At 70.9% G+C, this 14,963-nt stretch carries 10 protein-coding genes; 6 read left to right on the forward strand and 4 right to left on the reverse strand.

The genetic code is table 11. From position 1 onward, the window contains the following. Positions 1 to 3 precede the first annotated feature (3 nt). Both ACIOD2_RS47780 and ACIOD2_RS47785 read left to right on the forward strand, forming a co-directional pair. Positions 4 to 1,755 carry a hypothetical protein gene (locus ACIOD2_RS47780; protein ID WP_400552523.1) on the forward strand — a complete coding sequence of 584 codons (1,752 nt, stop codon included), beginning with the start codon at positions 4 to 6 and terminating at the stop codon, positions 1,753 to 1,755. A gap of 428 nt (positions 1,756 to 2,183) precedes the next feature. Continuing rightward, a complete protein-coding gene (locus tag ACIOD2_RS47785; RefSeq protein ID WP_400552525.1) occupies positions 2,184 to 3,161 on the forward strand; it encodes a trypsin-like serine peptidase in 978 nt (325 codons plus the stop codon). An 88-nt stretch (positions 3,162 to 3,249) separates the two neighbouring features. On the opposite strand, the gene ACIOD2_RS47790 is transcribed toward ACIOD2_RS47785, so the two are convergent. The 3 genes from ACIOD2_RS47790 to ACIOD2_RS47800 form a co-directional block, all read right to left on the reverse strand. Further along, a complete protein-coding gene (locus ACIOD2_RS47790; RefSeq protein WP_400552527.1) occupies positions 3,250 to 3,696 on the reverse strand; it encodes a hypothetical protein in 447 nt (148 codons plus the stop codon). A gap of 13 nt (positions 3,697 to 3,709) precedes the next feature. Beyond that, the gene (locus tag ACIOD2_RS47795) at positions 3,710 to 4,708 is read right to left on the reverse strand and encodes a hypothetical protein (protein WP_400552529.1); all 999 of its coding nucleotides are present in this window, start codon (positions 4,706 to 4,708) and stop codon (positions 3,710 to 3,712) included. Positions 4,709 to 4,867: 159 nt separating this feature from the next. Then, a complete protein-coding gene (locus tag ACIOD2_RS47800; protein ID WP_400552531.1) occupies positions 4,868 to 8,002 on the reverse strand; it encodes a LamG-like jellyroll fold domain-containing protein in 3,135 nt (1,044 codons plus the stop codon). Positions 8,003 to 8,926: 924 nt separating this feature from the next. On the opposite strand from ACIOD2_RS47800, the gene ACIOD2_RS47805 reads away from it, so the two are divergent. After that, positions 8,927 to 9,769, forward strand: coding sequence for a carbohydrate-binding protein (locus tag ACIOD2_RS47805; RefSeq protein ID WP_400552533.1), 843 nt, complete (start codon positions 8,927 to 8,929; stop codon positions 9,767 to 9,769). An 81-nt stretch (positions 9,770 to 9,850) separates the two neighbouring features. Here the strand turns inward: ACIOD2_RS47805 and ACIOD2_RS47810 are convergent, their stop codons facing one another. After that, positions 9,851 to 10,516, reverse strand: coding sequence for a DUF4097 family beta strand repeat-containing protein (locus tag ACIOD2_RS47810; RefSeq protein ID WP_400552535.1), 666 nt, complete (start codon positions 10,514 to 10,516; stop codon positions 9,851 to 9,853). A 573-nt stretch (positions 10,517 to 11,089) separates the two neighbouring features. On the opposite strand from ACIOD2_RS47810, the gene ACIOD2_RS47815 reads away from it, so the two are divergent. Genes ACIOD2_RS47815 through ACIOD2_RS47825 form a run of 3 tightly spaced genes read left to right on the forward strand, consistent with a single transcriptional unit; the run spans position 11,090 to position 14,960 of the window. Further along, complete coding sequence (locus tag ACIOD2_RS47815) at positions 11,090 to 11,701, forward strand: HPP family protein (protein WP_400552537.1); 612 nt, start codon at positions 11,090 to 11,092, stop codon at positions 11,699 to 11,701. Then, on the forward strand, positions 11,698 to 12,603 hold the full coding sequence (locus tag ACIOD2_RS47820; protein ID WP_400552538.1) for a universal stress protein: 906 nt from the start codon (positions 11,698 to 11,700) through the stop codon (positions 12,601 to 12,603). The genes ACIOD2_RS47815 and ACIOD2_RS47820 overlap by 4 nt, the downstream gene beginning before the upstream one ends. Further along, positions 12,600 to 14,960: a phosphoketolase gene (locus ACIOD2_RS47825; protein ID WP_400552539.1), complete on the forward strand. Its 2,361-nt coding sequence runs from the start codon at positions 12,600 to 12,602 to the stop codon at positions 14,958 to 14,960. Before ACIOD2_RS47820 ends, ACIOD2_RS47825 begins: the two co-directional genes overlap by 4 nt. Positions 14,961 to 14,963: the final 3 nt, after the last annotated feature.

Here is a 14,963-nt window from a genome sequence, read left to right on the forward strand (position 1 = left end):
GGTGTGGACGAGACGCAGCCTGCACCCGTGCCGACCGACCTGACCGAGCTCGAGCGCCAGGTGATCGACGCCGCCCGGCGCGGGGAGGTCGTGGAACCCGGCACCACGATGACGGTGGCGGAGCTGGCGGTCACCGGCGACCCCGGACTGCGGGTGCGAGCCGAACTGCTCCGCGAACTGCTCCGCGGCCTGCACGGTGACCTCGACCCTCGCGGGGTCCGGTTGGCGGGCGTGCGGGTCGTCGGTGAGCTCGACCTCGATCACGTCGCCGCCGTCACCGGTCTGGGCCTGTACCGGTGTGCGCTGCCGGACGGCATCGTCTGCCGAAGCGCGCGCCTTCGTGACCTGCACCTGGGCGGCAGTCTGCTCACCTGCTTGCACGCCGACGACCTCCGCACCGACGGCCACCTGTTGATGCGGGACGCCACGGTGACCGGCACGGGAGAGTTCGGCGCGATCCGGCTGGGCGGCGGCCGGATAGGCGGCCAGCTCGGCCTCTCGGGAGCCGTCATCACGAACACCGGCGGCCCCGCGCTGGACGCCGATGACCTCCGCACCGTCAGCGATCTGAACATGGACGACGCCACGGTCACCGGCGCCGGCGATCTCGGTGCGATCCGGCTGCTCGGTGCCCACCTCGGCGGCCAGCTCAGCGCCGATCGCGTCACCATCACCAACGACACCGGCCCGGCGCTGCACGCCGACGTCCTCCGCACCGACGGCGGCCTGTTCGCCCGGGACATCACCGTCACCGGCGCCGGCGATCTCGGTGCGATCCGGCTCCTCGGCGCCCAGATAGGCGGCCAGCTCGGCCTCGGGCGAGCCACCATCACCAACACCACCGGCCCCACGCTGGACGCCGACGACCTCCGCACCGACGGCAGCCTCATCATGGAGGACGCCATCGTCACCGGCGCCGGCGAGCTCGGGGCGATCCGGCTGCTCGGTGCCCGCATCGGCGGCCAGGCCCGGCTGTCGTTGTCCGGGCTGGACAACGGTTCGGGTCCGCTCCTGGTGCTGCACGAGGCGCAGATCACCGGGGCGTTGCTGCTCCCGGCGGCGGTGGTGTGCCCGGCCGGCCGGCCGGGGATGAGCCGCCACGGCTGTCCGGACAGCGGCCGCACCATCACGGCCCACGGACTGACCTATCCCGTCCTGCGCGAGATCTCGTGGCGTCAGTGGCTGCATCTGCTGGTCCACCACACTCCCGGCTACTGGCCTCAGCCCTTCCAGCAGCTCGCCACGACCGAGCGCTTCGCCGGCCACGACAACAACGCCCGTGAAGTGCTGATCACCCAGCAGCACGACCTCCGTCGCCGCACCCCCGAAGCTCTGGGCAACCGGCTCGCGCGCGGGCGGCACGCGCTGTGGGGCCGGCTCGGCAGCTACGGCTACCGCGCCCACCGCCTCGTTCTCGTCCTCGCCGCCGTTCTCGTGCTCGCTGCCGGACTCAGTACGGTCGCCGGGCACGTCGCCACCCACCCCGGTCACCACGCTGCCGAACGCGTCCCGTCCGCCACCGCGAAACCCGACGCCCCCGGCACGCCGTGTTCCCCGGTCGAACTCGTCGGCCTCGGCATCGACCGCGGTCTCCCGCTCGGCGCGACCGGCCTGCGCGCCCGCTGCGACCTCGACACCGCCACGGGCTGGGGCCAGACCTTCACCGTCCTCCTCTGGGTACTCCAAGCCCTCCTCTGGGGCCTGGCCACCCTGGCCGTCGCCGCCTACACCGGCCTCGTCCGCAAACCCGCCTGAGCGCCACCGGCCCGTGTGGATGGCCAATGGTGAAGACGGGCGGCGCGAAATATTGCACGATCGGGCACGGCCGGGACCGGACATTCGCGAATCGCGCTCTGTTGATTCGGTGAATCTTTAAACGATATGAGGTATCCGGTCGTCGTGGTGCCGGAAACGGATGGTCGAACTCGCTCGTGGTCGCGGAATCGTCGGCCGCAGGCGCCGAGCTGCGCGTTGGCGGGTCGAAAGGACGGCGAAGGTCCGGGGAAGCCTTCTATTGACACCACTTCGGGGAATCGGAACACTGTGTCGCGGCGCCGGTGTTCCGTTGCGGCCGAGGGGTGTCGAATACTGATCTTGGGGAGATCGGACGTCTATTGTGCACGGTTTCAGCCGGTGCCGTTACGCTGGTTCGTCGTTTCGATAAATGAATTCGAGGAGTACACATGAGGATTCGTGCTTTGCGGCTGAAGACCCTGCTGGCATCGGCGGTACTGACGGCCGGCGTCGCGCTGGTCTCCGCGCCGCTCGCGTCCGCGGGTTCGCCGGACGGTGCCGTGCAGTCTCCGCAGCTCGGCCAGTTCACCCAGGCGCAGGCGGAGAAGTTCTGGACCCCGGAGCGGCTGCGCGGTGCCAGACCGGTCATCCAGGACGCCCCGAAGGCCGCGGCGAGACCTGCCAACGCTTCGCCGGTACTGACGCCCGGCGGGGACCAGTTCGGCAACGCGCAGGCGGCGCGGCCGTACACGTCCGACTTCAACACGCGGGTGACCGGGAAGGTCTTCTTCCTCAACCCCCGGGACGGCCTGACCTACGTCTGCTCCGGCTCGGTGATCAACTCCACCGGCAAGAGCGTGGTCGCCACCGCGGCGCACTGCGTGTTCCAGGGTGGGGCCGGGCAGTCGGTGTGGAGCCAGAACTTCATCTTCATCCCGTCGTACGACAACAACAGCCGCCCACTGGGCACGTGGTCCGCGGCGACGTTCTGGATCCCGACGACGTACTTCAACCACGGCAACGACGGCTTCACCCACGAAGACGACGTCGCGACCGTGGCGATCGCCGCCCAGGGCACGTCGAAGATCACCAACGTGGTCGGCGGTCTCGGCTGGGTGTCGAACAACTCCGGCGTGATCAACGGCTGGGACACCCACGGGTACCCGCAGGAGCTGTACGGCGGCCAGAACCAGCTGCGCTGCATCGGCAACGGCCGGGACGCCGGCGGCTTCAACGGTGACACCTACCTGTTCACCAACAACTGCGTCGCCTTCGGCGGGTGGAGCGGCGGCCCGGTGATCAACGGCAGCAACCAGCTGCTCGCGGTCACCTCCGGCAGTGACCGGTCCACCAACTCGTTCTACGCGCGTGCCGCGTCGAACACCTGGGTCCCGGTGCTCAACGCGGCTCAGGCGGCCGGCTTCTAGAGCCGGGTCACCATCCGAGGAAGTCGTCACCGCGGCGCCCGCCGGACGCACCGTCCGGCGGGCGCCGTGGTGACCATGTCCGGACGCCTCAGTCGCACCAGCCCCAGCCGCTGACGGCGACCGCGCTCGTGCCGGCATCCCCGGTCTTGTCGCCGACCCAGCCCGCGTAGCTGATGCACTGCGGCGCGTGCCCGCGGACGACGGCGTAGTACTTGAAGTTGCCGCGGTCGTAGAAGTTCCGGCTCGAGTCCTCGGAATCGAGGTACAGCCCGGCGAAGGTGTCGGTGGCGACCCCGATGAACGACCACTTGATGGTGACGACGCAGTTGTCGCCGCCGGCCTTGTAGAGCAGGTAGACCCCGCCCCACTTGCTGCCGCCGTCGGTCTTGGCCGGCAACGACGAGATGACGCGGTAACCGGCACCGCAGACTTCGGCCGGGGTGTAGGGGTTGGTGGCCGCCCCGGCGGGCGGCGCGGCCGTGAAGACGGCCGCCACGCTCAGCACGGCGACCAGGGTCCGGCGCAAAATTCTCATGGAAAGCTCCTCGTCAGTCGCAGGTCCAGCGCAGCGCGGCGTGATCGCCGCCGGTGTTGCCGAAGATCACGCCGTCGTCGCCGACGACGTAGACGTCCGCGTCCCCGCCGTCCGGGAACGGGAGCAGGCCGAGCAGCTTGGTGTCCTGCCAGACCGCGGACGGTCCGATCAGGTTGGTCAGGCTGCCCGCGATCAGTCCGTGCTTGTTGGTCGCTTCCGCCGTCCCGCCCTGCTCGAGGGGCCGCGGGTCGGCCGGGCCGTGCCAGGCCAAGGCGCGCGATGCGGGCCACGAGTCGATCGCCGTGCCGACCACGACACCGTTCCGGATCTGCCGGATCAGCACGGGACGGTCTTCGCCGGTCAGCGGGGTGACCACGCCGGCCCGCCAGAGTCCGCCGAGCTTGTTGTCCGGCGCGCCCAGCAGCACCGTGCCGTCGTCGTCGAGGTCCATGCCGGACCGGTCCGGGACGTCGATGATCCGCGGCCCCGCGGCCAGGACCGCCCAGAGGACGCTCACCCGGTGGCCGTCCGCGAGCGACGTGGCGGAAGCGAGCACATCGCCGCGGTCGTTGAGCGCGACGGCCGATTCGAGCCGGTATCCGGGCGGGTCGGGCAGGCGGGTCAGCGTGCCGGGACCGAGGTGGCCGCCGCTGAACAGGTAGACGCCCCGGGTGGCCGACGGAAGGCCGCCGTCCAGCAGCACCGTTCCCGCGGCGTTCTCGTCGGCGACGTGCGGGTAGACGAACGGGGCGAGCGCCTCCGGGATGCGGGGCTTGCCGCCGGTCCAGAGCACGACCTTGCCCATGTCGACGCTCCGGTCGTCGACGTCGCCGGAGTAGTTGCCGTGGCTGTCGGTCCCCCTGATGTTGACGTCGGTGTCCAGGTAGCCGTCGGGCGCGACGATCTTGTGCGCCGTCCAGGTACAGGCCGCGGCTGCGGCCGCGGAAGGCGCGGTGACGGCGGTGCCCAGTGCGAGTGCCGCGAACGTGAGCGCGGCAGCACGTCGGAACATGCGAATTCCCCCTCGGAATCGGTCAACGCCGACTCCACGCCCCACCCCGCCCGCCGGTTGAGCCGCGTCACCCACCCGGCCTAGCCGCGACAGGTGCCGACCCGAAGCGGCGCGGGTACCGCGAAACGGCACCCGCGCCGCCGGCGTGCGGGGAGGGCGTCAGGGGAGTTGGGCCACCTCCGCGTCCGTCAGCGCCTTGCCGGCCACGGCGACGTCGTCGACCGCGCCGCGCCAGAAGTCGGTGTTGCCGCCGTCGTACTTGGCCCGCCCGACCGTGAACGCGCCGGTGCCGGCCACTGCCGGTCCGGCCGGGGCCGTCGCGACCTTCACCCCGTCGACGTAGAGCCGGATCTCGTTGCCGGCCCGCACCCCCGTGAGCTCGTACCAGCGGCCGATCTCCGGCACGACCTCGTACCGGGCCCGGTTGCCGCCGGGTGTGCTGAACGCGAACGCGCCCTGCCCGTACTGCAGGTAGAAGGGGCTCTCCCGCTCCCGGCCGTCCTGGCTCACCGCGGTCGCGAAATTGCCGGGCAGCTCGTCGAGCCGCACCTTCGCGGACACGGTGTAGTCACCGGTCGTGTCGACGACCGGGCCGTAGGTGTCGGCGGAGCCGCCGGTGAACTGCAGCGCGCCGTCCTTGAACGTCACCCCGGACGGGGTGAGCGTCAGCGGGTTGTTGCCGCCGCTCGAGTCCTTCGCGGTCGTTCCCCTGCGCTCGTCGAGGTTCCACGCGCCCTGACCCGCGTAGGGGTAGGGCTTGCCCGCGTTGGCACCGGCCTCGATCACGCGCCGGTTGATCTCGCGGACGGGACCGGGGTCGACCTTGAGGCGCTTGCGGTCGTAGGTCCAGAGCCCGTTGAGCTCGCCTTCCAGGTCGGTGACCTGCGTGTAGACCGAGGCCGACAGCTCGGCCCTGGCCTGCCCGAGGTAGAACGTGCGGGTGTTGTCGACGTACTTCGCCGTCAGCGCCGCCTTGTCCGCCACACCGCTGTAGATCGCGATCGGCGCACCCGGCCACTGGTGGCCCGGCGTGCGCAGCGTGAAGCCGCCGTGCTCGCCGTCCATCGCGACGCGCCTGCCGTCCGAGGCGGCCGGGTCGGTGTTGTTGTAGTCGTGGTGGTCGATGACGTCACCGCGGCCCGAGTCACCCTTGGAAGCGCAGCAGTTCACCCCGCTGTGGGCGTTGACGATCCGGCTCGGGTCGGCGGCCTTGACCTGGTCGGCGATCCGGCCGGTGGCGTCCTTGTCCCACTCGCCCCAGCCCTCGTTGAACACGATCCAGGCGTAGACGGACGGGTAGTTCTGCAGCTGGTGCATTTCTTCCAGGCCCTGGCTGAGCCACGCCTGCTGCGCCGCGGCGTTGGTGCCGTCGTCGAGGGACACGAAGTCCTGCCACACCAGCAGTCCCAGCTGGTCCGCGTGGTAGTACCAGCGGGCCGGCTCGACCTTGATGTGCTTGCGGACGGCGTTGAAGCCGAGGTCCTTCTGCGCCTTCAGGTCGAAGACGAGGGCGTCGTCGCTCGGCGCGGTGTTCAGGCCGTCCGGGTAGAAGCCCTGGTCCAGCTGCATCAGGGAGAAGAACGGCTTGCCGTTGAGCGTCAGTTTGGGCGTGCCGTTGACGTTCGTGATGCCGGTGGACCGCATGCCGAAGTAGCTCTTGACCTTGTCGCCGCCCAGCTTGATCTCCAGCTGGTACAGGTAAGGGTCGTCCGGCGTCCACAGGTGCGGGTTCGGCACGGCCAGCTTCAGGTTCACGTTCGCCGGTCCGCTGACCGTGCCGACCTGCCGGCCGCGCGCGTCCTTGGCGACCGCGGTGACGGTGGCGTTGCCGGCGGACTTGACGTTCAGCGCCAGCGAGCTGGTGGTCAGGTCGGGAGTCGTCTTGATCTCGTCGATGCCCTTGTCCGCCACCGGTTCCAGCCACACCGTCTGCCAGATGCCCGACGACGGGGTGTAGAAGATGCCGCCGGGGTTGGGGGACTGCTTGCCCTTGGGCTGGTACGGGCCGGTCGTGTCGGTGACGGCGACGACGATCTCCTGCTCGTCACCGCGCTTGAGCGCGTCGGTGATGTCGGCGCTGAACGCCGTGTAACCGCCGGTGTGCTCGGCGACGGCCTTGCCGTTCACCCAGACCTTGGCCTGGTAGTCGACCGCGCCGAAGTTGAGCTTGAGTCGCTGCCCGCCGCCGATCTTCCAGTCGCGCGGGACGGTGACGGTGCGGCGGTAGAACATGTGGTCCTCGTGCCGCTCGAGTCCGGAGAGCTGCGACTCGATCGGGTAGGGCACGACCACCTTCTCGGGCAGCCTCTTGCCGAACGTGGGCTGCTGGCCCTCCTTGGCGGCGGAGAACTCCCACGGGCCGTTGAGGTTGACCCACTTGTCGCGCTCGAGCTGCGGCCGCGGGTACTCCGGCAGCGGGTGGCGCGTGTCGGCGTTCTCGCCCCACGTCGTCCTGAGCCGTTCCGTCGAGGCGTTCGCGACCGTGCGCCCGGTCTTGCCGACCTTCGTGCCGTTCACCGCGAGCGCGCCCGCGCCGTCGTAGTAGAGGGTGACCCGCTGGCCCTTCAGGACCCGCTCGGCCAGCCGGATCGTGACCCGGTCGCGGTTCGTGGTGATGGACGCGACCGGCATCGGCGTCGCGTCGACCTCGATCCGCAGGTGGTCGGCCAGGTCGCTGGTACCCGAGACGCGGCCGTCGAAGCCGGCCGTGAGCGTGCGGCCGTCCGCGGAGATCTCCGCCGAGCGCGGCACGCCGCTGTAGCCGTCCGGCGGCGTGAACGCCGAGAGCGGCACGATCTGCTTCGCGATGGCCGCGCTCGACCAGCGCAGGAACATGTTGGCGCCGCCGGTGTCCTGGAACATCTCCAGCTTGAAGTCGTACTGCTTGCCGGCGGTCAGCGTCACCGGCGCACTGGTCTGTTCGGTGTCCCAGTCGCCGACCCAGTGGTCGATCACCGGTGCGCCGTCGATGAACAGCCGGAACCCGTTGTCGCCGATGGCGTAGAACGTGTAAGCGGCGGTCTGCGGCACGGCGATCCGCCCGGTCCACCGGGCGGTCGTGTGCTCCGTGCGCCCGGTGACCAGCCCGAAGACCGAGGTCAGGTCCGGATGGTCGACCTCCGAGTCGAGCGCGGTGCCGGCCAGGTTCGCGAAGTCGTGCGCGTCCGGCGCCGACGGCGTGAAGTACTCGGCCTTCAGGCCGTGCACGGGCTCGGCGGCACCTGCGGGCGGCGTTCCCGACGCCACGCCCAGCGCCACCAGCAGGGCGAGGAGGACGGAAGCGGCTCTTCTCATCGGCGAGATCCCCTTCGTTTTTACAACGTTGTAAAACGGTTCCTGGAGGATCGAAGCAGACAAGTCGGACTCCTCGCCACCGCCGAACGGCGGTATCTTGAGGGCCGATTGCCGAGGCGGCCGGGGCCGGGTCGCTGCGCGGTACCGCGATCCGGGCCGGGCGGCGGTGTCCAGGACCCGCTGCGTCGACCGGGCGGCCGGCCCGGCGCGTACCGGGAGTCCGGCACGGCCTGAGGCCGAGGGTGCCCGCGGTCGCACGATTTCAGGCGGCGCAACGGGGTTTCGAACGCCCGGCCAGGTCGGCGCGCGCCATCTCGATCGGCTCCGCCTCGACCCGGCGCGTACCGGGAGTCCGGCACGGCCTGAGGCTGAGGGTGCCTGCGGTCGCACGATTTCAGGCGGAGCAACGGTTCCGGGCGCCCGGCCAGGTCGGCGCGCCATCCCGATCAGCTCCGCCTCGACCCGGCGCTCGCAGAAGCCGGGCGCGACGACGGGGGACTCACCTTCGGCCATCGCCTGGGCGTCGGTGCCGCGGCACGGAGTTCCGGATCAAGCGTGGGTGCGGAGGGCTCGGCCTTTTCGCCGATTCCGGGCTGCGGCAAACGGGGGAGTGGTGGCGAAGTCGTCCCGCATTCGCCGGGTTCCTTGGCAGAGACAGGAATCAGACAGGTTGGGGAGAAAGTCTAGACCACGGGGGTGACCCGTTCTCACACTGGTGGGTGAATATCTCCCTGTCCCCGGAGGAGCTACCGCATGCGCCGAAGCTTGCGTTCGTGGGCGGCGCAGTGCGCCGAACCCGGCGGGGACGCCTGATTCCCGGCCGGTCAACGAGATTCCGCATGAACATGGCCTGAAGCCGGTCGTCTCCTGATCCCCGCTCCGGACCCGGCGCCTGAGCGATGCCGTTTCAGACAAGGAGTTCTGATGCGAAAAACCCTCATCGCACTCTCCACCGCGGTATTCCTCAGCGTGCCGGCCACCGCGATCGCGGCGCCTGCCCCGACGGCGGCGGAGGGCACCGCCGTGGTCGGCGCCGTCGACGGCACCACCCAGGTCGCCGCGGCCGACCGGTTCCGGGAGATCCGCACCGGGCAGGCCGGCCGCCGCACCGAGGCCACCAGCATCCACGACGACTGGGGCGTCTACACCGGTGGCAGCGCGGTCACCGGGCAGGACGCCGTCCAGTCGGCCTACAACGATCTCAGTGTCACCAGCGACACCCTCTACGCCCCGACGATGAAGGCCCCAGGGTCCTGTGTGGAGCTGGTGACCGCCTACTCCGGCGGGGCCAAGCAGGTCTGGGCCTGGGACTGGTGCGTCGGCGTGCACGTGGCCAAGTCGGTCAACATCGATGCCACCTTCCGCGCCAACTACGTGACTTCGGTCAACGGCCACGACTCCTACCACGGCAAGGTGGAGCAGACCGACGCGAGCAAGAACACCTGGACGTCGTCTCTGTTCAACTACCACGCCAACCGGTGGGACACGCTCTACACACAGTCCGGCACCGACCAGTCCCGGGACAACCGCAGCTGGAACATCTTCGAGATCTATGCCAGCGGCAACACCACCGCGGCCTACTGCACCGCGCTGGGCACCCGAAACATCGAGAGCAGCAGCTACAAGATCAAGCTGAACGGTTCCTGGCAGGCCGCGAGCACCGGCAACACCTCGGTGATCTCGAACTCCTCGACCGCGAACTTCCTGTGCCCGAACCTGTCCCGCACGGTGGTGCACGCCAACGACCAGTGGCAGGTCCACCACTGACCGTCCACTGTAGACCGTTCGGCTCGACCGGCCGGGCCCCTGAGGCCCGGCCGGTCGCGCCGGCGACGGCACCGCCGGCCTTCAGAGGCCGCGGGCGACGATGTCGCCCTGGGAGGTGGTGGCCCGGATGGTGAGCTCGGGTGTGCCGTTGTTCTTGAGGGTGTTGTCGATGCGGCCGTAGGTGGTGCCGGCGTCGAGGGACGCGGAGACGCCGGGGGCCGCACCGATGGTGATGCTGCCGGACTGGGTCGTCAGGGTGACCGTGCCGCTGGTGGCTTCGCCGATGTGGATGTCGCCGCGGGCGGTGCTGATGTCGGCGGAGCCGTCGAGGCGGCCGACGTGGACGTCGCCGTCGGTGGCGGTCAGCTGGACACCGGCGGCGTGGGCGAGCTTGATGTGGCGGTAGGCGCCGGTGAAGCTGACGTCGCCGAGGCGGCCGCTGCTGTCGAGCTCCGCGGCGGCGGTGGTGGCCTCGACGCGGGAGCCGGTGGGCAGCGCGACGGTGACCTCGATGGAGCCGGACGGGCCGAAGTGCTGGTTCTTGCCCTGCGGGGTGTGGATCCGCAGGACGCCGTCGGCGTAGGAGACGGCGGTCTGCTCGGCGGCCTTGACGTCGCGGTTCCTGCCCGGGTCGGCCGGGCGGACCTCGACGGTGGTGTCGGCGCGGTCCGCGGCGAGGAGGTGCACGCGGCCGGCGGGGAAGTCGAAGGTGGCGGTGATCGGGGCGGTGGTGGCGAAGGTCTGCATCGTGTTCTCCTGGTTTCGTGGCCCCCGGTGGTGGGGACGAGAACCACAGTCGCCGGTCGGGCTGACACCGAACGGTCACCGCGCTGACACGAAGCCTGACACGGCTGACGGTGATCGACTCCGCGGGTCAGCGGGTCGCCGCGGCGGTGTGCCGAGTCTGCGACCTGCGCGGTGACATCCCCGCGGCGACGAGCGTGCGAAGGCTCGCGTCGACCGCGTTGCCGACGGAACAACGGGTTGCCGTCCGGACAGAGGCGCGTGAGAACCGCGACGAGACAACGAGGCGGGGCGCCAGGGACGGATTCCGGCGTCGCGGGCGTGAGGACGGCGGTGGTCGGGTCGCCGAGCGTCGGCGGGTTGCTCCTGGGGATCGGGAACGTGCCTTCCACGCCGGAGCCGTCCCGGCCTGCTGACGAGATCCGGCCGGCCCCGGGGCCGGCGCTCTCCGGTTCGTCCTTTGTGGATCCGGGTGGGCCGAGGGACGTAAGTCCTCGCGACCGGTGACCGACGCCAGCTGTGCCCGGGGTGCCGCCTTCCTAGGTTGGGAGGTGACACGAAAGGCAGGCACACCCGATGCGAGCACGCGACCTGATGACCTCGCCGGTGATCACCGTGCAGCCGTGGACCTCCGCCAAGGAGGCGGCCGGGCTGCTGGCCACGCACGGCTTCACCGCCCTCCCCGTGGTCGACGACGACGAGTGCCTGATCGGCATCGTCACCGAGCCCGACCTGATCCGCGGGCGGATCCCGGTCGACGCCCGGTTCACCCGCGAGCACGACGAAGCCGTCGCCATGGGCAAGACGGTGGGGGACCTGATGACCAGTCCCGCCACCGCCATGAGCACCGGCACGGACGTGGCCGACCTCTGCCAGGCGTTGATCGACGCCCGCATCCGGGCGATGCCGATCGTGGACGGGTCCGCCGTCGTCGGCATCGTGACCCGCGGTGACATCGTCCGCGTGCTCGCGCGGGAGGACTCCGCCATCGCGCGGGACGTCAAGCACCGGCTGGAGATCTACGGCGGCAGCGGCCGCTGGGCGATCGACGTCCACGACGGCAACGTCCACATCGCCGACCAGTTCGACGACGACTCCGACCGGCACGTCGCCCGGCTGCTGGCCCTGGCCGTGCCCGGTGTCGTCACCGCTGACACCGCTTATGCGGGTGAAGGGCAGACCCGATGAACGCCATCGACCCGAGGATCACCGTGGGCGTGGACGGCTCCGCCGGCTCCACGGCCGCGCTCGTCTGGGCCGCCAGGACCGCGTCCCTGCGTCACCTGCGGCTGCGGATCGTGCATGGGCTGCAGCTCGCCGGCCTCTACTACGGCGGGGGCATGGCCGGCGCCGATGCCGGGGCGTTGTCCGACGCGATCCAGGCCGACGGGCAGCGGATCATCGCCGAGGCCCGCGGTCTCGTCGCGTCGATCGACAAGGACCTGGTCGTCACCACGGAACTGCCGGACGACCCGCCCGTGCCGATGCTGATCGACGAGTCCCGGCACGCGCGGATGCTGGTCGTCGGCCGCAGCGGTGCCGGCGGGTTCGCCGGCATGCTGGTCGGCGCGACCGCGGCCACGGTCGCGAGCCACGCGCACTGCCCGGTCGCCCTCATCCGCGGCCGCGAGGACACCGCGATGGTCCCGGACTCGGGCCCGGTCGTGGTCGGCATCGACGGCAGCGCGAACAGCGAGCCCGCCCTCGGCGTCGCGTTCGAAGAGGCCTCCCTGCGCGGTGTCCCGCTGGTCGCGGCCCACGCGTGGAACGACGTCACCTACGAGGACACGCACGGGACGGCCCGGATCCGCACCCAGCCCGAGACCCTCGAAGAGGGGGAGCGGCGGCTGCTGGCCGAGCGGCTCGCGGGCTGGCGGGAGAAGTACCCCGACGTCGGGATCCAGCCACTGCTGGTGCGCGACCGGCCCCGCCACGTGCTGCTCGAGGCGAGCGAGACCGCGCAGCTGGTCGTCGTCGGCAGCCACGGCCGCGGCGGCTTCACCGGCATGCTCCTCGGCTCGACCAGCCAGGCGCTGGTCCAGCACGCCCGGTGCCCGGTGCTCGTCGTCCGCCCGGAGCGGACGGCATGACCACCCTCGACGCCCGGCCGGCGGTGCTCGGCGGCACCGAACTGGCCCAGGTCGACGCGCTGTGGCGGGCCGCGAACTACCTCGCGGTCGGCCAGATCCACCTGATGGCCAACCCGCTGCTGCACGAGCCGCTGCGCCCCGAGCACGTCAAGCCGCGGCTGCTCGGGCACTGGGGGACCTCACCCGGCCTCAACTTCGTCTACGCCCACCTCAACCGGGCCATCCGGACCCACGACCTGACCGCCATGTTCGTCACCGGCCCGGGCCACGGCGGCCCGGCGCTGCTGGCCAACACCTGGCTCGAAGGCAGCTACACCGAAGCCTGGCCCGAGGTCACCCGCGATGCCGAGGGCATGCGCGAGCTGTTCAAGCAGTTCTCGTTCCCCGGCGGCGTACCCAGCCACGTCGCTCCGCAGGTGCCCGGCTCCATCCACGAAGGCGGGGAACTGGGCTACTCGCTCGCGCACGCCTTCGGCGCGGCCTTCGACAACCCGGGTCTCCTCGTCGCCTGCGTCATCGGCGACGGCGAAGCCGAGACGGGTCCGCTGGCGACGTCCTGGCACGCCAACAAGTTCCTCGACCCGGTCCGCGACGGCGCGGTGCTGCCGATCCTGCACCTCAACGGCTACAAGATCGCCAACCCGACCGTGCTGTCACGCATCGCCCCGGCCGAGCTCGACGCGCTGCTGCGCGGCTACGGCTACGAGCCGGTCTACGTCGAAGGCAGCGACCCCGCGACGATGCACCAGGCGATGGCCGCCGCGCTCGACAGGGTCGTCGCCGACCTGGCGGTGATCCGCCGGAGTACCGGCCGTCCGGCGTGGCCGATGATCGTGCTGCGCAGCCCCAAGGGCTGGACCGGACCGTCCGTTGTGGACGGTCTGCCGGTCGAGGGCACGTGGCGGGCGCACCAGGTGCCGCTGCCGGCGGTCCGGCAGAACCCGGAGCACCTGCGCCAGCTGGAGGAGTGGATGCGCTCCTACCGGCCGGAGGAGCTGTTCGACTCCCACGGCCGCCCGGTCGCCGAGGTCACGGCGATGATCCCGGCGGGGGAGCACCGGATGGGCGCCAGCCCGCACGCCAACGGCGGCGTGCTCCTGCGGCCGCTGACGCTGCCGGACGTCGCGGCCCACGCCGTCGAGGTGCCCGCCCCGGGGACGACGCAGGCCGAGCCGACGCGGGTGCTGGGCCGGTTCCTGCGGGACGTCTTTTCCCTCAACGCCGACCGGGCGAACTTCCGGCTCTTCGGCCCCGACGAGACGGCGTCCAACCGGCTCGACGCCGTCTACGACGTCACCGGCAAGCAGTGGCAGGCCGCCGTGGAGCCGGTCGACGAGCACCTGTCCCACGACGGCCGGGTGCTGGAGGTGCTGTCGGAGCACCTGTGCCAGGGCTGGCTCGAGGGTTACCTGCTTTCGGGCCGGCACGGGCTGTTCAACTGCTACGAGGCCTTCGTGCACATCGTCGACTCGATGGTGAACCAGCACATCAAGTGGCTGCGGGTGCACCGGGAGATCCCGTGGCGGCGCCCGGTCGCGTCGCTGAACTACCTGCTGACCTCGCACGTGTGGCGGCAGGACCACAACGGTTTCTCCCACCAGGATCCGGGGTTCGTCGACCACGTCGCCAACAAGAGCTCCGAGGTCGTGCGGATCTACTTCCCGCCCGACACCAACACACTGCTCGAGGTCGCGGCGCACTGCCTGCGCAGCCGGGACTACGTGAACGTCGTCGTGGCGGGCAAGAACGACAGCCCGAACTGGCTCGACGACGAGCAGGCCGCGCTGCACTGCGCCCGCGGCGTGAGCATCTGGGAGTGGGCGAGCACGCACACCGACCGCGAACCGGACGTCGTCCTCGGCTGCGCGGGCGACGCCCCGACGCTGGAGGTGCTCGCGGCCGCGCAGATCCTGCGTGCGGAGCTGCCGGACCTGGCGGTGCGCGTGGTGAACGTCGTCGACCTGATGCGCCTGCAGCCGGAAGCCGAGCACCCGCACGGGCTCGGTGACCGGGAGTTCGACGCGCTGTTCACCCCGGACCGGCCGGTGATCTTCGCCTACCACGGGTACCCGTGGCTGATCCACCGCCTGGCCTACCGCCGCACGAACCACGCGGGGATGCACGTGCGCGGCTACACCGAGCACGGCACCACGACCACGCCGTTCGACATGCTGGTGCTCAACCACATGGATCGCTTCCAGCTGGTGACCGACGTGATCGACCGCGTGCCGGGCCTGGTCGCCACGGCGGGCGTGCTGCGGCAGCGGATGACCGAGGCCCAGGGCCGGCACGGCCGCTGGATCCGGGTACACGGTGAGGACCTGCCGGAGATCCGGAACTGGAGCTGGGAGGGCTGAGGG

It is taken from the genome of Amycolatopsis sp. NPDC088138 (genome assembly GCF_044741685.1).
In the GTDB taxonomy this organism is placed as follows: Bacteria; Actinomycetota; Actinomycetes; order Mycobacteriales; family Pseudonocardiaceae; genus Amycolatopsis.